Origin of the sequence: Lentibacillus juripiscarius (genome assembly GCF_042685205.1) — a bacterium.
Taxonomy (GTDB): Bacteria; Bacillota; Bacilli; order Bacillales; family Amphibacillaceae; genus Lentibacillus; species Lentibacillus juripiscarius.
This window is the reverse complement of the sequence record NZ_JBHUNA010000009.1, coordinates 1-19,263: the sequence shown is the minus strand read 5'-3', so window position 1 is coordinate 19,263 and position 19,263 is coordinate 1. Positions and strand designations below refer to the sequence as shown.

Sequence of the window (19,263 nt, the reverse complement as noted above, 5' to 3'; positions counted from 1 at the left end):
CCGTGTATACGATTCGCCTGCTTCCGATTGGGGGATATGTACGGGTTGCCGGTGATGACCCGGAAATAATTGAGCTGAAGCCAGGCCAGCATATTGGCCTTGAATTCAACCCGGAAGATAATGTGCAAAAAATAATTGTTAACCACAAATCCAAACATCCGGATGCGAGAGTCATTGAGGTAGAACATGCTGATCTGGACCACCAGCTAATCATTGAAGGGTATGAACCGGATGAAGAGGGTGAAAAGTTACGGTTTTCGGTTGATCGCAAGGCTTTCTTTGTCATGGATGAGGAAGAAACACAGATTGCTCCTTACGACCGTCAATTTGCTTCCAAAAGTGCCGGCAAAAGAGCGATGCAGTTATTTGCCGGGCCAATGATGAACTTTTTATTGGCAATTGTTATTTTCTTCATTGTGGGCCTCATCCAGGGGGTCCCGTCAGACAAAGCATTGGTTGACGGCATCGTGTCGGGAAGTCCAGCTGAAGAAGCGGGCTTTCAGAAGGGCGATAAAATTGTAAGAATTGAAGGCAATGCCATTGCTGGATGGGATGAGTTCGACAAGATCGTCAAAGATAGCCCTGGGAAAGAACTGGATATGACGGTAAAGCGTAATGGAAGCACAGAAACCTTGACCGTCACACCAGATAAACTCGAGGGGCAGGGCATTACCATTGGACAAGTAGGCGTTCAGCGGGCATTTGAACAATCGTATGCCGGAACCATCCAATTCGGTTTTGAGAAGACGTATGACACGACAAAGATGATTCTGACCAACTTAGGAATGCTCGTAACCGGGCAGTATTCGATTGAGATGCTCTCCGGTCCTGTAGGAATTTATGACGCAACAGACCAGGTGGTGCAGGCCGGGTTTATATCATTTCTGATGTGGACGGCCATTTTGAGCGTTAATTTGGGCATCATCAATTTGGTGCCGATACCTGCACTTGATGGAGGCCGTTTGCTGTTCGTTGGTATTGAGGCCGTCCGGGGTAAACCTGTAGACCCGCAGAAAGAAGGAATTGTTCATTTTATTGGCCTTGCGCTATTGATGCTATTGATGATTGTTGTGACATGGAATGATATCCAGCGGCTTTTCTAATAAAAAAGGTTGTTCAAAAAGTCCGGTAAAAATGACACTTCGAATTTCTTCGTTGACTTGTTTCTCCGCTACTCATGTATCTCTATGCATACATTCCGTTGCTCGAAACTACGTCGCCTCGAAATTCTCGGTCCTTTTTATCCTCCTTTTTGAACACGCAATAACAGGAACCATGCATTCGTTGTGAACCCTTGTCCAGCACACGTGGCAAGGGTTCCACAAATTAGGGTCGCTTTTTTTGAACAGAATCAGGGGGAAAACATGATGGATATTTCAACAAGTGAAAAAATGGGTTTGCTGCTGCAGCAGATCAGCATGCCGGAAACATATGCCAATGATCATTTTCATGAAAGCCGGCTGTTGAAATTGGAAGTCCTTAAACAGACAAAAACATGGCACTTTCATATACAAGTGAGAAAGCTGCTGCCAGCAGAGGTTTATTCGATCCTTTTTTCCAAATTGAAGGAAACGTTCACTCCATTAGCATATGTTGACTTAACGATATACACAGAGGATAATCATACAGATGCTGAGACAATTTGTGGGTATTGGCAAAACTTCCTGCAATCCGTGTCAGATCTATCACCGGCCTATAAAGACCTTGTTTTTGATCAGACGCCACGTGTAACGAATCAAAAAATATCCTTGACTGCCAGGAATGAGGCAGAGGGAAATGCACTGAAGAGACGGCTGGAAAAGCCTTTTCAGGATTATTGCAAAAAGGTTGGTGCCCCAGTTTTCTCCATTGCGATTGAAGTAAAAGAAGCAGAAGCAGAAGAGTTGGCTAAATTCCGGGAGCAAAAGGCGAAGGAAGACCAGGAGCTTGTCATGAAAACCGTACAGGAAAAGGAAAAGCGGGATAAAGATAAACAAACTGGTGAACAGAATAAACCGCTCATGCTCGGGTATAACATTCAGGATGAACCGATGCAAATGGAAGACATACAAGACGAAGAGCGCCGTGTTACTGTACAGGGCTATGTGTTTTCTGCGGAAATCCGCGAGCTTCGTTCTGGGAGAAGCCTACTGATTGCCAAGATCACCGATTATACCGATTCCCTTCAAATCAAAATGTTCTCCAAGGGCGATGAGGACGCCGGAAAATTCACATTGCTGACGGAAGGAATGTGGATTAAGGCACGGGGAAGCATTCAGACAGACATGTACACAAATGAGTTGGCCATGATGGCGAATGATATCCATGAAGTAAAAGTGGAAGCACGACAAGACTCTGCTCCCGATGGGGAAAAACGTGTAGAATTTCATGCGCACACGACAATGAGCCAAATGGATGCGGTTATGTCACCATCCGCCTTTATTAAACAGGCAGCATCCTGGGGCCACAAAGCCGTGGCAATTACGGACCATGCCGGCGTGCAAGGATTTCCGGAAGCGCATGATGCAGGGCAAAAACATGGCGTTAAAGTCATTTATGGCGTTGAAGCTAATCTTGTCGATGACGGTGTTCCCATTGCCTATAATGAAAGTGACGAACAGCTGGACAATGGAACTTATGTTGTATTTGACGTGGAAACGACAGGGCTGTCAGCTGTTTATGACACCATTATCGAGCTAGCCGGAGTAAAGATACATCAAGGCGAAATTATTGACCGTTTCGAATCATTTGCTAATCCGCATCATCCATTATCACAGACAACAACTGATCTTACCGGCATTACGGATGATATGGTCAAGGATGCTCCAGAAGTGAACGAGGTGCTAAAGGATTTTTATGAATGGATGGATGACTGTATTCTGGTTGCACACAATGCAAGTTTTGACATCGGTTTTCTGAACCAGGGCTTTCGGCGGATCGGTTATGCAAAAACAGCCAACCCTGTTATTGATACGCTGGAGTTGTCACGTTTTTTATATCCGGAATTGAAGAACCACCGGCTGAATACGATGTGTAAGCACTTGGACATTGAGCTCACGCAGCATCACCGTGCCATTTATGACGCTGAGGCAACCGGGTATTTATTGTGGAAACTGGTGCAGGGACTTTTGAAAAAGGACATCACCAATCATATGCAATTGAACAATCACATGGGTGAAGGGGACGCGTACAAACGCTCTCGCCCGTCCCATTGCATTCTGCTGGCACAGACAGACGAAGGAATGAAAAATCTCTATAAACTGGTTTCAGCAGCACACGTGGACTATTTTTACCGTGTACCAAGAATCCCCCGTTCCCTGCTTCAGAAGCACCGTAAAGGGATTCTTGTCGGATCAGCCTGTGACCAGGGTGAAGTGTTTGAAACCATGATGCAGAAATCCGCAGATGAAGCAGAGAAAGCTGCCGCATTCTATGATTATATTGAAGTGCAGCCGCCATCCAATTACGCACACTTGGTTGAAAAGGAACTGGTCCAGAATGAAGCACAAATTCTTGATATTATATCAAAACTGACAGATTTGGGTAAACGGATGGATAAAATGGTGGTCGCAACCGGTAACGCACATTATTTGGAGGGACATGACAAAATATACCGGCAAATCTTAATCGCATCCCAGTCCGGGAATCCGCTAAATCGACAAACCTTGCCTGATACACCTTTCCGGACAACGGATGAGATGTTGGAATGCTTCCGCTTTCTTGGCGAAGATAAAGCGCAAGAGATAGTGGTTGACAACTCGAACGCATTGGCGGACAGCATTGGGGATCTGTCCCCGGTAAAAGATGGTCTTTTCACACCGACAATTGAAGGGGCGGACCAGGAAATGCGGGATCTCTGCTATAATCGGGCCAAATCCATTTATGGTGATCCTGTTCCGAATATCGTAACCGACCGGCTGGAAAAAGAACTGTCCAGTATCATCGGTCACGGATTCTCTGTTATTTATCTTATTTCGCATAAGCTGGTGAAGAAATCATTGGATGATGGGTATCTGGTGGGGTCGCGCGGATCGGTCGGCTCCTCATTGGTAGCAACGATGTCTGAGATAACAGAAGTGAACCCCTTGCAGCCCCATTATGTATGTACCGGGTGTCATTATCATGAATTTATCACAGATGGATCGGTCGGCAGCGGTTTCGATCTTCCGGACAAAAACTGTCCAAACTGCGAAATCCCTTTGACAAAAGATGGACAAGATATTCCATTTGAAACCTTTTTAGGGTTTAAAGGGGACAAAGTGCCAGATATCGATTTGAACTTCTCGGGAGAATACCAGCCAAGAGCGCATAATTATACGAAAGTGTTATTCGGTGAAGAGAATGTTTACCGTGCAGGGACTATCGGGACAATCGCAGAGAAAACAGCGTATGGCTATGTGAAAGGGTACGCTTCCGATAAACAGCTCGTGTACAAAAACGCAGAAATTGACAGGCTTGTTCAGGGGTGTACCGGTGTTAAACGGACAACAGGCCAGCATCCAGGCGGAATCATTGTTGTCCCGGAAGATAAGGAGATTTATGATTTTACACCAATCCAATACCCTGCGGATGACCGGAATAGTGAATGGAAAACAACACATTTCGACTTCCATTCCATCGATAACAATTTGCTCAAACTGGATATTCTCGGGCACGATGATCCGACAGTTATACGCATGCTGCAAGATTTGAGTGGAATTGATCCAAAAACAGTTCCAACCGATGACGAAGAAGTGATGAAAATCTTCTCAGGGACGGAAACACTTGGTGTGACACCCGAACAGATTAATTGCCAGACAGGTACCCTTGGTGTTCCGGAGTTTGGTACAAGATTTGTCCGTCAGATGCTGGAGGATACAAAGCCAAATACATTTGCTGAACTTGTCATTATATCCGGGTTGTCGCACGGTACGGATGTATGGCTTGGAAATGCCGAACAGCTAATTAATGATGGTATTTGTGAACTGCCTGATGTTATCGGTTGCCGTGACGATATCATGGTATATCTTCTGCATAAGGGACTGGAAGCATCCATGGCTTTTACGATCATGGAATATGTTCGTAAAGGCAGAGGGCTTAAAGATGAATGGATAGAAGAAATGAAAAAGCATGGGGTGCCGGACTGGTATATTGAATCATGCAAAAAGATTAAATATATGTTCCCGAAAGCGCACGCTGCCGCTTATGTTTTAATGGCAGTTCGGATTGCCTATTTCAAAGTGCACTACCCGATTTACTTTTATGCTGCTTACTTTTCTGTCCGTGCCGGCGATTTTGAGCTGGATACGATGATCAAAGGTTCAGATGTGATTAGACAGCGGATTGAAGGTATTATGGCACAAGGGAACGATGCGTCGCCAAAAGAAAAAAGTCTTTTGACAGTATTGGAAGTAGCGCTGGAGATGTGTGAACGCGGTTATTCATTTCAAAAGGTAGATTTGTATCAATCGAAAGCGTCCGAGTTTATTGTTGATGGTCACTCACTAATTCCACCGTTTGATGCTGTGGATGGACTTGGAACAAACGCGGCCATCAATATTGTCAATGCTCGGCAAGACGGCGAGTTCCTTTCCAAAGAGGATCTCCGCCAGCGCAGTAAGATTTCAAAAACAGTACTGGAATACCTGGACAACCATGGCTGCCTCGATGGAATGGCCGAAAAAAACCAGCTGTCATTGTTCTAGGCTGTTTTCTAAACAATCATTGTTATTTCCAGGGATGATAATGAAATCTTACTGGGCAGTTTCTATAAAATGCGACACAACTTTGTATGAGTGTTAGACCACCGCTACGGAAATACACTTCGCTTTCCGTGGGCGACTGATGAGCCTCCTCGTGCTTTGCACTGCGGGGTCTCATCTAGGCCTCTGCTCCCACAGGAGTCTCCGTGTATTTCCTCCGCTAGTGTTGTGCGTTCATACATTTATTTGTTGCTTGATTAAATCTCTATTGTGTTGGTTGATTGGAACGGAGGGCAGTCGACTCCTGCGGGAACAGCACGTGTCTGAAGACCCCGCAGCGGCGGTTTTCCGCGAGGAGGCTGAAGCCGTGCCCGCGGAAAGCGACTGCCCGGAGTGGAAATCAACGTAGCACTTGTGTCGCAGTTTACATCAACTGTACTGGAAAACAGTGATGTATGGAAAAGGGCCTTGTTTTAAAATTAGCCTGTTTTCTCAATACCAGAAATCACAGAGGGAAGTGGTAATTTGGAATTCACGAACGGACATAATCAATCAATCCGAGAGTTTCTTACCTGCAACAAGCAGGTTTTTGAAGACAAATTGCTTTGTGAGGCGAAAAATGTTCGCGGTAAGATTGAGGAAATTCAGCTGATCGGGAATATTAATCTGCTGCGTAATGCGCATAAACTAGTTCTGTTTGTTGTCGATGAAAAAGAGCAGGAAGTAGAGGAGTTTGCAGAGCAGGAAGGTATTGCCTGGGCAAAATACTCACTTACTCTCGCACTGAAAATTGAGTGGATTCAGGCAATACGCCGAACACTATGGGATTTTCTTTATGAACACGACAAGATAAATGAAAAAATAAACAGCCGTGATGAATTCTACCAGATGGAAAATAAAGTAAATGATTTGATTGATAAGTTTCTAAATGGATTTTTTATCAGTTATTCCTCCTTTAAAGATAAACAGCTTGAAGACCAGCGAAAACTGGTGGAAAATCTATCGGTACCAATTATCCCAATCACATCAATGATAAGCATATTGCCGTTAATCGGATCCATGGACAGAAATAGGGCAAACATTATTGAAGAGAAAGTGTTGCTTGAAATCGGTGGGCGGCGTGTACAGACATTAATAATGGATCTGTCCGGAATTGCAGATATGGAAATGGAAGCAATTCAACTTTTTATGAGATTACTGGACGGAGTTTCAATGATGGGCTGTAAACCTGTGATTACTGGTTTACGACCGGAAATCGTGCAGAATATGGTAGATTTAGATGTAAAATTTGGTCAGAATGTGGAAACGAAAGGAACATTGCAACAAGCACTGGATGGCTATTTGAATGCAGAAAATAATAAAAATGCATCAGCGGGTGTTCTTGAATAAACCGCAAAGAGACGTAACAACCAAATTCTTGCATCATTATTGTACATATGCTATAGTTTTAAAGGTACGTAATGATACGGTGCAGTTAAAGAGTGGGAGCCCCCCACTCTTTATTCATACTGCTGACTTCCACACTGTCCCCCTTGCCACATCTTCCGGCAGGGGGTTTATATTATCATAGCATCTCATTCCATGTTTTTCGGAACACTTTAGGGATAAAGGGATTCTGGATGCAGGAAGCAGCAGTCTATGTGCAATGAAAAGTGTATGATGGTCCATACTAGGAAATAATTACAATTGAATAAAGGAGGATTTTTGTTGAGTTCCCATGTAATCAAAACTACCGAAGAATTGGCAGCACCCATTTTGGAGGAAAAGGGACTGGAACTGGTTGATATTGAATATGTGAAAGAAGGCAAGGACTGGTTCCTGCGTGTTTATATTGACAAAGACGGCGGTGTTGATATCAATGAATGCGGAATCGTCTCCGAGCAGCTGGGTGAAAAGCTTGATCAGGCTGATCCTGTTAAAGGGGCTTATTTTTTGGAAGTATCATCACCAGGTGTCGAGCGCCCGTTGAAAACAAAAGACGATTTCCAAAAAAATCTAGGATCTAATGTGTATGTCAAACTCTATGAACCCATAGACGGTCAAAAGGAATATGAGGGAACACTAAAGACATTTGATGGTGAAACAGCCGCCATTGAATATAAAGTCAAAACCCGGACAAAGATTGCAGAAGTACCATACGACAAGATTGCAAAAGCAAGATTAGCGGTCACATTGTAAAGGGGGAAACGAAAGTGAACAGTCAATTGTTTGATGCCATTGATTATTTGGAAGAGGAAAAAGGGATAGATAAAGATATATTGATGGAGGCACTGGAAGCAGCCCTTATTTCCGCCTATAAAAAGAACTTTAAATCTGCTTCAAACGTACGTGTTGATATTGATGAGGAGTCAGCTTCATTAAAGGTATTTTCACGCAAAACTGTGGTGGATGAGGTCGAAAACAATCTTGAAGAAATATCCCTGGATGAAGCAAGAGAGATTGATCCGAATTATGAGGCTGATGATGTTATTGAAGTGGAAGTGACTCCAAAAAACTTTGGACGAATTGCGGCCCAGGCAGCCAAACAAGTTGTTACGCAGCGCGTCCGAGAGGCAGAGCGCGGTGTGATTTTCAGTGAGTATGCTGACCGTGAGGAAGACGTGATGACAGGCATCATATCGCGTAAAGATCCGCGTTTCGTCTATGTTAATCTCGGAAAAATTGAAGCGAAACTTGCTGAATCGGAGCAAATGCCGACTGAAGAATACTACGTGCATGACCGACTAAAGGTATTTGTCACAAAAGTGGAGAACACAAGTAAAGGGCCACAGATTTATATATCGCGTTCCCATCCGGGGTTGTTGAAACGCTTATTTGAAATGGAAGTGCCGGAAATATATGATGGTACTGTGGAAATACAATCAGTAGCCCGTGAAGCAGGTGACCGTTCCAAGATTTCAGTTCATGCCGATGATCCGGAGATTGATGCAGTTGGGTCTTGTGTCGGACAGCGTGGGCAGCGGATACAAGTCGTCGTCGATGAACTGAAAGGTGAAAAAATTGACGTTGTTGAATGGTCAGAAGATCCTGTTGTTTATGTTTCCAATGCCCTAAGCCCGTCCAAAGTGGTAGACGTTCTTGTGGATGAGGAAGACAAGGCAACAACGGTAATTGTACCGGATTATCAATTGTCACTGGCCATCGGCAAACGAGGTCAGAATGCCCGCCTGGCGGCCAAATTGACCGGATGGAAAATTGATATCAAAAGCGAATCGGAAGCACGCGAAGAAGGGCTTTTAACAGATGATGATTCCGATGAACTTAGTGATGATGATGCTTATTCTGACAACGAGGAAGACTTGTTTGAATAAGGGGGAAGTCCAATGGTTAAAAAAAAGAAAACACCACTGCGCAAATGTATTGTGTCAAATGAAATGAAACCAAAAAAAGAACTGATACGGGTAGTCCGTAATAAGGAAGGTGAGGTATTTGTCGACCTCACCGGCAAGAAAAATGGGCGCGGTGCCTATGTTTCGGCCGATCCGGAAGTCATTGCCAAAGCCGAAAAGGGAGATTTTCTCAGCAGGCAGCTGAATGCCGAAATCGATCCGGTTGTTTATGCCGAACTGAAACAAGCCGCGGAAGGTAAAATAAATGAAAAATAATTATCTGAATATAGTCGGACTCGCCTACCGGGCGGGGAAGTGTTCCATCGGGGAAGATACAATCGTAAAAGATATCCGGCAGAAAAGAGCAAAACTCGTTCTGCTGGCAAGTGATATTGGACCCCGCACACAAAAAAAACTCATGAATAAATGCCATACCTATGAGGTGCCATTTGCTTTTGTGGATGACAGAGAAACACTGTCAAATGCAATCGGGAAATCCCAACGAGTGGCAGCAGCAATACTGGATGAAGGTTTCGCAGCCAAAATCCAATCGCTGCTAGGGTGAAAAATTTTTGGGGGTGGATGTATGAGCAAAATGCGCATATATGAATATGCAAGGCAGAATAACACAACCAGTAAAGAAGTAATCCAGCAATTAAAAAATTTAGATGTGGATGTCAAAAACCATATGTCAACTATTTCCATTGACACAATCGTGGAACTGGATAAAAAATTCGCATCAAACGGGAACGGAACTAAAAGTAAACCCGGGAACAATAATCAGCAAATCAGCAGTTCGAACCACAATAAAAATAAAAATGAAAGCGGACAGCGTATGAACAAACAACAAACAAATAAAAAATCAAATAACCAAAATCAGGAAAACCCGAATAAAAAGAAAGCGTCACAAGAACAGCAGAAGCAAGCAAATTCAAATGCTAATAAGAAACAAGTGACGCAAGGACAGCAGAAACAAACAAGGCCGAACAATAAGCAAGCGCCGCAGGGACAGCAGAAACAGGGCGGCAATCAAAAGCGCCAGGATCAGCAAAAGAAAAAGGGACGGCAGAACAAGAATCAGCAGCATAAACGTAACAACAGAAACAACAATACCAACACAGCGCCAAAACCTGTCAAAAAAACACCGGAGAAAATCACCTACAGTGAAACACTGACCGTTGAGGAATTGGCAGCCAAGCTGAATAAAGAGGCTTCGGAAATTATCAAAAAACTTATGTTCCTCGGTGTCATGGCTACCAAGAACCAAGATCTTGATGATGATGCTGTCGAATTGATTTGTGATGAATTTGGTGTTGAAGTGGAAAAAGAAATTATTCTGGAAGACACTGATTTTGATAAATACCGTGATCAGGATGATAAGGCGGAATTAGTTGAACGTCCTGCAGTTGTGACGATTATGGGTCATGTTGACCATGGTAAAACAACACTTCTTGATGCTATCCGCCATACGAAGGTAACAGAAGGAGAAGCTGGCGGAATTACACAGCATATCGGTGCCTATCAGGTGGAAAACGATGGAAGGAAACTGACCTTTCTTGATACGCCAGGTCACGCTGCTTTTACGAGCATGCGCTCCCGTGGTGCTCAGGTAACTGATATTGCTGTCCTCGTTGTCGCGGCAGATGACGGTGTGATGCCACAGACGGTTGAAGCAATTAATCATGCGAAAGCCGCCGAAGTTCCGATCATTGTTGCTGTTAACAAGATGGACAAAGAAGGGGCAAATCCGGACCGCGTCATGCAGGAACTGACGGAATACGAATTGATTCCGGAAGACTGGGGCGGCAATACCATTTTTGTCAACATGGCTGCCTTCAAACATGAGGGAATAGACAGCCTTCTGGAGATGCTTCAGCTTGTTTCCGAAATGGAAGAGTTGAAAGCTAATCCTAAGGCAAACGCATTTGGAACAGTTATTGAGGCCGAGCTTGATAAAGGAAGAGGACCTGTTGCTACCTTGCTGGTACAGAATGGCACACTGCATGTCAGTGATTCCGTTGTTGTCGGCAGTACATTTGGCCGTGTCCGGACAATGGTCAATGACGAGGGGAAACGTGTGCAGTCGGCTGAACCATCCACTCCCGTGGAAATTACAGGCTTAAATGATGTACCGCAAGCTGGTGATCAGTTCCTTGTATTCTCGGATGAGAAAAAGTCTCGCCAGGTCGGTGAGGCACGTCAGCAAAAACACATTCAAGAAACCCGATCCGAAACAACGAAAGTCAGTGTGGATGACTTGTTTGAACAAATTAAACAAGGTGAAATGAAAGAGATTAACATTGTCATTAAGGCCGATGTGCAAGGATCTGCTGAGGCACTCGCATCTTCCCTTGAAAAGATTGATGTGGAAGGTGTTAAAATCAAAATCATTCATACTGGTGTTGGCGCGATTAAAGAATCGGATATCATTCTTGCTTCTGCATCCAATGCCATTGTCATCGGATTCAACGTGCGTCCGGATGTCAATGCTAAAAAAGCTGCTGAAACAGAAAAAGTAGATGTCCGTCCGCATCGTATTATTTATAAAGTAATAGAGGAAATTGAGGCAGCAATGAAAGGTATGCTCGATCCGGAATATGAAGAAAAGGTGATCGGGCAGGCTGAAGTCAGGGAAACGTTCAAAGTTTCACGTATTGGCACAATTGCAGGCTGCTACGTGACAGAAGGAAAGATAACACGTGATTCAGGCGTGCGTCTTATACGTGAAGGGGTTGTCCAGTTTGAAGGTGAAATTGACACCTTAAAACGTTATAAAGACGATGTGAAAGAAGTTGCACAAAACTACGAATGTGGTATAACCATAAAAAGTTTCAATGATATTAAAGAGGGAGATATATTGGAAGCATTCGTAATGGAGGAAATTAAGCGTACATGATTGTTTATGCCGAAATGGAATGCATGCTGTATGAAGGCCAGTCCCTAAAGCAAAAACGTTCCGTCATCAAACGCATAACTGCCAAATTGCGGAATGACTTGAATGTTGCCGTCACGGAGCTGGATTACCATGATTTGTGGCAGCGGACAAAACTTGGGATCGTGACAATTTCTATCGATGGGGTACATGGCGAACAAGTAATCCAGGAAGCACTAAGGATTGTGGATGGAGTTCCTGAACTGGAACGTACCATTACAGATGTTGAGCATTTATAGCAGGCAGATCGTCATAGGAATTGAGGTGATCAAAATGGGTGATATTCGTTCAAATCGTGTAGCAGAACAAATGAAAAAGGAATTGGGTGAGCTGTTAAGCCAGAAAATTAAGGATCCCCGGGTTGGATTCGTGACAGTTACCGATGTGGAAGTGACCGGTGATCTGCAGCAGGCGAAGATATTCATCTCCGTGCTTGGTAGTGAGGAAGAAAAGCACGAAACACTCACTGGTCTTGCGAAAGCGAAAGGATTTATTCGCTCGGAAATCGGCAAACGCATACGACTGAGAAAAACACCGGAAATCACGTTTGAATTTGATGAAGCTTTTGAGTACGGTAATCGTATCGAAAAAATTCTGCGTGACTTGAATAATTAAACAGCAGCACGGGATACAATCTGACCCGTCGGCACTAAGCTGACGGGTCAGATTTTTCCGTGTATGTTCATTTGGGAAACAGGCCTGCTTTTCTTGGCAGATAAGAAAGTATAAATACTTTCTTACTGCATAATTGCAACTAAGGCTTTCGCCATGAAAGCTTGGCGATAAGCCAAGTTTTCTAAGACGCGGAAAAAACTTATGGACTGGAGGTAGCGGCATGAAAGGCATTTTACCTTTATGGAAACCAAGAGGCATGACATCACACGATTGTGTTATGAAAATCCGCAAGCTGCTGCATATAAAAAAAGTTGGACATACAGGGACGCTTGATCCGGAGGTGGAAGGTGTACTGCCTATTTGCATAGGCCAGGCAACTAAAATTGTCCCTTTTCTGACCGATACCAAAAAGACATATACGGCAGAAATCAAGCTCGGTACTGCTACAGAAACCGAGGACAGCCATGGGAAAGTTACTGAAATGAAAAACGTGGCGATTCCTCCTTCTCAACAGAAAATTGAAAACGTGTTACAATTGTTCCGGGGTAACATCACACAGATTCCCCCTATGTACTCGGCTGTTAAAGTAGATGGCAAGAAATTATATGAATATGCCAGGGAAAATGAACAGGTTGAACGTCCTGAGCGCTATGTGACCATTTTTGATCTTGAGCTGGTGGAAGGAAGCATTCGTCATCATTCTTTCGAGGTGCGGGCAGTTTGTTCCAAGGGTACATACATAAGGACACTATGTGTAGACATCGGTGCAAAGTTGGGATATCCGGCACACATGGGTGAATTGTATCGGACAGGATCAGGTGGAATCAGAAAAGAAGATACGGTAACATTTCAGCAAGTGGAACAGGCTGCGGAAAACGATACACTTGGCCGGATCCTGCTCCCAATCGCCCATGGACTTGGACACATGGAGCGATTGTATGTAGATACAGCTGCCAAAAAGCGGATACTTCATGGGCAAAAACTGTCAAAACCCGCTGACACGCCGGATGCCAATCCGTTTCTAATGATGTTGGGTGAAGAGGTGCTGGCTATCTATCAGACACATCCGGAGGACAGCGGAATCATGAAACCAGTAAGGGTTTTCAACGATTGAAAAGTAGGTGAATCAAATTGCAAACGATTATGCTGACGTACCCCCATTCAGTAGTATTGGATGAGCTGCCGGAAACGGTTGCTGCCATCGGCTTTTTTGATGGTGTTCATAAAGGTCATCAAAAGGTGATTCAGACTGCGGTAGATGAAGCCAAGGCAAGGCAAATGCAAAGTGCGGTGATCACCTTTCATCCGCATCCGTCCGTTGTTTTGCGGAAAGATGTGCAGCATGTGAAGTATATAACCCCATTACGGGAAAAACAGGAGATTTTAAAACGGCTGGGCGTTGATCGTCTGTATGTTATTACGTTTGATAAAACATTATCCGCACTGGAACCACAAGACTTTATCGACCATTTCATCATTGATTTGAATATAAAGCATCTTGTTTCAGGTTTTGATTTTTCATATGGGCACAAAGGACGCGGGAATGTGCACACAATACAAGAACATGCAAGGGGGATGTTCACATTTGCCTCCGTTGGTGAAGTAAAAATGGATGGTGAAAAGATAAGCTCGACTAGAATCAGAGAACTGTTGCAGAATGGCTGGGTTAGTAAAGCGAATTCGCTCTTGGGTAGACCGCTGTCCGTCCGCGGCATTGTAAAAGAGGGAGACAAGCGCGGCAGAACAATTGGTTATCCAACGGCGAATATGGATGTCAGTAACGATGCTCTGCTTCCGAAAGTGGGCGTTTATGCTGTCAACGTCCTGTACAAAAACGAAGTGTATGAGGGAATGGCCAGTCTGGGGTATAATCCAACATTTACAGAGGACAGGAAGGAACCGATCATTGAAGTAAATATTTTTGATTACAGTAATGATTTGTATGGCGAAGAACTGATTCTTGAATGGCACAGTTTCATCCGGGATGAAGAGAAGTTCGATAGTGCTGCTGAACTAGTAAAGCAAATAGAAGATGATGAACGACGTATACGGGATTTCTTCCGCCATTAGGTGCAAAAATTCGATCTGTCTCTTGCATTTCATATTAAAAAGGTGTACCCTTAGTAACGTAAACCATCTCTTGGCAATTCGTAACTCCGGCGCTTGCTAGGAGAATGGGGATATATTTAATTTAATGGAGGTGACCCTGATGGCTGTCACAAAAGAACGTAAGAATGAAATCATAAATGAATTCAAAGTTCATGAGAATGATACTGGTTCTCCGGAAGTGCAGATTGCTGTTATGACAGAGGAAATTACAACACTTAACGAACATTTGCGCTTTCATAAAAAAGACCACCATTCACGCCGCGGTCTTTTGCAAATGGTAGGTAAGCGCCGTAACTTGCTTAATTACCTGCGTAAAAAAGACGTAACGCGCTATCGTGATTTGATTAAAAAGCTCGGCCTTCGCCGATAAGAAACGAAAGCGAAAAAGCAGGAGAAATCCTGCTTTTTTCTCTTTTAATCAGCTTTGGTTTCTCCTTTGTCATTTATGGAACCATTTTTTTCTGACAGATAATGAGTTTCTTCGATACATAAAATTTACATTTACGCCCATTAACTATAAAATGAGGGTAGAAGTGGGTGTTCAAAAAGGATTGGTAGGCTTTCATTTTTACCGGACCCTTTTTGAGCAGCCTCCAGAAAGTTTTTGAAGGGAGTTCTATAACTGATGGAAGAAGCAAAGAAAACGTTCTCTACAGAGATTGGCGGCAGAACATTTGCCGTTGAAACTGGAGAACTGGCAAAACAAGCAAATGGAGCAGCTATGATTCGCTATGGTGATACATCCGTATTATCGGTAGCAACGGCATCCAATGAACCAAAAGATTTACCGTTTTTCCCATTAACTGTAAATTATGAAGAGCGACTATATGCAGTAGGGAAAATTCCTGGTGGTTTCATCAAACGGGAAGGCCGTCCAAGTGAAAAAGCAACATTGACCTCACGGCTGATTGACCGCCCGATTCGGCCGCTTTTCCCGGATGGATACAGAAATGAAGTGCAAGTTATCAGCACAGTTATGAGCGTTGATCAGGATTGTTCATCTGAAATAGCCGCCATGATTGGTTCATCGATTGCGCTTTCTATTTCCGACATTCCGTTTTCGGAACCGATAGCAGGGGTTCATGTCGGACGAATTGACGGTGAATTCGTCATCAATCCCACTGTCGAACAAGAAGAAAAAAGTGATATTGATCTGACCGTTGCCGGGACGAAGGATGCCATCAATATGGTGGAAGCCGGTGCTGACGAAATTCCTGAAGATGTTATGCTGGAAGCTATTATGTTCGGTCATCAGGAAATCATCCGCTTGATCGAATTTCAGGAGAAAGTCATTGCAGAAGTCGGTGTAGCGAAAAAGGATTTCCAGGCTAATACTGCAGCTAATGACTTGACTGCTCGAGTAGAAGCAAAGGCAAAGGACAGGCTGGTCGAGGCCATTCAGACTGAAGGAAAACATGCCCGTGATGAAGCAATTGATGCAGTCAAGGATGATGTCAAGGCTTCATTTGAAGAAGAAGGGGAAGAAGAGGATGTCCTGAAGCAGGTTGCTTCTGTACTGGAAAATATGGTCAAAGCGGAAGTGCGGCGCCTGATAACAAAAGAAAAAACACGTCCGGATGGGCGGAAACCCGATGAAATCCGACCATTATCATCACGAGTTAACGTATTGCCGCGGACACATGGTTCAGGGTTGTTCACTCGCGGTCAAACACAGGCATTAAGTGTCTGCACGCTGGGCGCACTGGGTGATGTGCAAATTCTTGATGGTTTGGACTTGGAAGAGTCGAAACGGTTCATGCATCATTATAACTTCCCGCAATACAGTGTCGGAGAAACAGGACCGATTAGAGGGCCAGGCCGCCGTGAAATTGGCCATGGTGCTTTGGGTGAGCGGGCACTAGAGAAAGTTGTTCCAACTGAAAAAGATTTTCCATATACGATTCGTCTTGTTTCCGAAGTGTTGGAGTCAAATGGTTCCACATCACAGGCAAGTATTTGTGCAAGTTCCCTGGCCATGATGGATGCGGGGATACCGATAAAAGCACCGGTTGCCGGTATAGCTATGGGACTTGTTAAATCAGGTGATGACTACACCATACTGACGGATATACAAGGCATGGAAGATGCGCTTGGAGATATGGATTTCAAAGTGGCAGGAACCGAACAGGGTGTGACTGCGCTGCAAATGGATATCAAAATTGAAGGGCTGTCTAAGGAGATTTTACAGGAAGCATTGGAACAGGCTAAAAAAGGGCGAATGCAAATTCTTGACTCGATGCTGGCTACACTCAGTGGACCAAGAGAACACCTGTCTGAACATGCGCCAAAAATCATGACGATGGCCATCAATCCTGATAAAATCCGGGATGTCATTGGACCGAGCGGAAAACAGATCAATAAGATTATTGATGAAACCGGTGTGAAAATTGACATCGAGCAGGATGGAAGTGTATTCATTTCTTCTCCAGATGCTGAAATGAATCAAAAAGCAAAACAGATCATTGAGGATCTTGTACGCGAGGTCGAAGTAGGACAAGTTTATCTTGGCACGGTAAAACGGATCGAGAAATTCGGCGCCTTTGTCGAACTCTTTAAAGGCAAAGATGGACTGGTTCACATTTCGGAGCTGGCCGAGGAACGGACCAACAAAGTAGAAGATGTGGTTTCCGTCGGTGATCAGATTATGGTGAAGGTCAAGGAAATTGACAACCAGGGTCGGGTCAACCTATCCCGTAAAGCCATACTAAAAGAAGAGCGGGAAAAGAGTGAGAAATCAAATTCATAAGCACAAACAAGAAGCTGGAGAACCAGTTTCTTTTTTTATCACGTTTTCCAATACATATCTTGTCCTTCCCGCTCATACGGATTAGTGAGGGGGGATATGGATGTTCCGTTACCGGGGGCTTGTACATGTGTGTCTATTTACGCTGCTAGTGATTGCTTCATTTGGGAATACCTATAATCCATTCAAGGCAAATGAAGCCGTCACATTTTCACATACCGTCAGTGAGGTCAGTAAACAGGAGGATCCGCTGTATGCAGAAATAAAACAAAAGCGTTCCGACTATGAAAAAGAGCCGGAGAATGCTGTCATCGATAAAGTGTGGAAAAAGACTCCGGGTCTCAACGGTTTGAAAGTGGATCTTGATCAATCTTATGAACAAATGAAAAAAGAGGGTGTCTTTGACGAAACACTCTTAGCATATGAACAGATCCCTCCGGAGGTAAGCATGGATGAACTGCCTGCTGCACCAATTTACCGCGGCCATCCTGACAAGAATATGGTTGCACTTATGATAAATGTATCATGGGGAAAGGAATATATTCCGCCCATACTGAACACGTTAAAGGAAAACAATGTAAAGGCAACCTTTTTTGTGGAGGGAAAATGGGCAAAGGAAAATTCTGATTATGTCAAAATGATTAATGAACAGGGACACGTCATCGGCAATCATGCGTATAACCACCCGGATATGGCGCGTCTGTCCAGCCGGCAAACAAATGAACAATTAACGCGTACAAACGAGATTTTGAAGGCTATAACCGGGGATGTACCGAAATGGTTTGCACCGCCGAGCGGCAGCTATTCTGATCAGACAGTTACTACAGCCGCGAAGAAAGATATGGAAACCATTTTATGGACGGTCGATACAATCGATTGGAAGAATCCGTCTGAATCTGTTATGATAAACCGGGTAATGACCAATATTCACCCTGGTGCAACTGTTTTAATGCATCCCACATCTCCAATTGCGGAAGGGTTGGATTCTCTGATAACAGGCATTAAGGAAAAGGGATATAAAATCGGTACAATTGACCAACTACTAAGTGAAGAACGACAACATACCCTCAAATAGGAGGAAGGAATTTGGTAGAAAAGCATACAAGTGATAACGGACTTCGGATTGTTATGGAAAAAATACCAGCCGTCCGGTCGGTAACCATTGGTATATGGGTACGGACAGGCTCCAGGAATGAGACAGAAGAAATAAATGGCATTTCGCACTTTTTGGAACATATGTTTTTTAAGGGAACCAAGACAAGATCGCCGCAGGACATTGCGGAAGCTTTTGATGCAATTGGCGGACAGGTGAATGCGTTCACGTCGAAAGAGTATACCTGTTTTTATGCCAAGGTAATTGATACGCACAAAGAATATGCGATGGAGATTCTGGCAGACATGTTTTTCAATTCGTCCTTTGACGAAGAAGAAATGGAACGGGAAAAGAAAGTAGTCCTGGAAGAAATTAAGATGTACGAGGACACACCAGATGACATCGTGCATGATATACTTGCGCGTGCTGCTTTCGGTCAGCATCCACTGGGGTATCCGATTCTTGGAACGGAAAAACAGCTGGAGTCATTTACGCCGGAAAGTTTAAAACAGTATATTAACGAACGGTACACACCGGATAATGTCGTTATTTCTATTGCCGGTAATGTCGATGATTCATTTATTCATACAGCTGAAGACTATTTCAGCAGATTTCAGGAGAACACCAGCCAAGAACAAGTGATGCGTCCGGGATTTTTAGGCAATGCCATTGAAAAAGCCAAAGATACCGAACAGGCCCATCTATGTCTTGGTTCAGTAGCGTTGCATTAAAAAATAATAGCTAAGTCAAACAATTGATTTTAAGGTCTGAAATTACTGAAT

At 43.9% G+C, this 19,263-nt stretch carries 15 protein-coding genes and 1 pseudogene; all 16 read left to right on the top strand.

Annotated features, from left to right (window positions below):
* Positions 1-1,103 (top strand): RIP metalloprotease RseP (gene rseP, locus ACFSUO_RS05090; RefSeq protein ID WP_382391736.1); only part of this gene is annotated, 1,103 nt, incomplete at its 5' end.
* A 264-nt stretch (positions 1,104-1,367) separates the two neighbouring features.
* On the top strand, positions 1,368-5,663 hold the full coding sequence (locus tag ACFSUO_RS05085; protein ID WP_382391734.1) for a PolC-type DNA polymerase III: 4,296 nt from the start codon (positions 1,368-1,370) through the stop codon (positions 5,661-5,663).
* Positions 5,664-6,185: 522 nt separating this feature from the next.
* The gene (locus ACFSUO_RS05080; RefSeq protein WP_382391732.1) at positions 6,186-7,049 is read left to right on the top strand and encodes an STAS domain-containing protein; all 864 of its coding nucleotides are present in this window, start codon (positions 6,186-6,188) and stop codon (positions 7,047-7,049) included.
* Between the two features lie 318 nt (positions 7,050-7,367).
* Positions 7,368-7,838, top strand: a complete 471-nt coding sequence (gene rimP / locus ACFSUO_RS05075) for a ribosome maturation factor RimP (protein WP_382391730.1) — start codon at positions 7,368-7,370, stop codon at positions 7,836-7,838.
* A gap of 14 nt (positions 7,839-7,852) precedes the next feature.
* Entirely contained in the window at positions 7,853-8,971 is a 1,119-nt protein-coding gene (gene nusA, locus ACFSUO_RS05070) for a transcription termination factor NusA (protein ID WP_382391728.1), read from the top strand.
* Positions 8,972-8,983: 12 nt separating this feature from the next.
* A complete protein-coding gene (rnpM, locus tag ACFSUO_RS05065; RefSeq protein ID WP_382391726.1) occupies positions 8,984-9,265 on the top strand; it encodes an RNase P modulator RnpM in 282 nt (93 codons plus the stop codon).
* Positions 9,255-9,554 (top strand): L7Ae/L30e/S12e/Gadd45 family ribosomal protein, encoded by a 300-nt coding sequence (locus tag ACFSUO_RS05060; protein ID WP_382391724.1) that lies wholly within the window; start codon positions 9,255-9,257, stop codon positions 9,552-9,554. Before rnpM ends, ACFSUO_RS05060 begins: the two co-directional genes overlap by 11 nt.
* 30 nt (positions 9,555-9,584) lie before the next feature.
* Positions 9,585-11,885 carry a translation initiation factor IF-2 gene (gene infB, locus ACFSUO_RS05055; protein ID WP_382392242.1) on the top strand — a complete coding sequence of 767 codons (2,301 nt, stop codon included), beginning with the start codon at positions 9,585-9,587 and terminating at the stop codon, positions 11,883-11,885.
* Entirely contained in the window at positions 11,882-12,160 is a 279-nt protein-coding gene (locus ACFSUO_RS05050) for a DUF503 domain-containing protein (RefSeq protein WP_382391722.1), read from the top strand. Before infB ends, ACFSUO_RS05050 begins: the two co-directional genes overlap by 4 nt.
* A 34-nt stretch (positions 12,161-12,194) precedes the next feature.
* Positions 12,195-12,536: a 30S ribosome-binding factor RbfA gene (rbfA, locus tag ACFSUO_RS05045; protein WP_382391720.1), complete on the top strand. Its 342-nt coding sequence runs from the start codon at positions 12,195-12,197 to the stop codon at positions 12,534-12,536.
* 220 nt (positions 12,537-12,756) lie between these two features.
* Positions 12,757-13,650, top strand: coding sequence for a tRNA pseudouridine(55) synthase TruB (truB, locus tag ACFSUO_RS05040; protein ID WP_382391718.1), 894 nt, complete (start codon positions 12,757-12,759; stop codon positions 13,648-13,650).
* Between the two features lie 17 nt (positions 13,651-13,667).
* Positions 13,668-14,606, top strand: coding sequence for a bifunctional riboflavin kinase/FAD synthetase (locus ACFSUO_RS05035; protein ID WP_382391716.1), 939 nt, complete (start codon positions 13,668-13,670; stop codon positions 14,604-14,606).
* 139 nt (positions 14,607-14,745) lie between these two features.
* Entirely contained in the window at positions 14,746-15,015 is a 270-nt protein-coding gene (rpsO, locus tag ACFSUO_RS05030) for a 30S ribosomal protein S15 (protein ID WP_382391714.1), read from the top strand.
* 255 nt (positions 15,016-15,270) lie between these two features.
* Positions 15,271-17,391, top strand: a complete 2,121-nt coding sequence (gene pnp / locus ACFSUO_RS05025) for a polyribonucleotide nucleotidyltransferase (RefSeq protein WP_382391712.1) — start codon at positions 15,271-15,273, stop codon at positions 17,389-17,391.
* Between the two features lie 100 nt (positions 17,392-17,491).
* Positions 17,492-18,463, top strand: coding sequence for a polysaccharide deacetylase family protein (locus tag ACFSUO_RS05020; RefSeq protein ID WP_382391710.1), 972 nt, complete (start codon positions 17,492-17,494; stop codon positions 18,461-18,463).
* An 11-nt stretch (positions 18,464-18,474) separates the two neighbouring features.
* Positions 18,475-19,194: pseudogene (locus tag ACFSUO_RS05015) on the top strand (M16 family metallopeptidase); the annotation flags it as partial.
* Positions 19,195-19,263 lie beyond the last annotated feature (69 nt).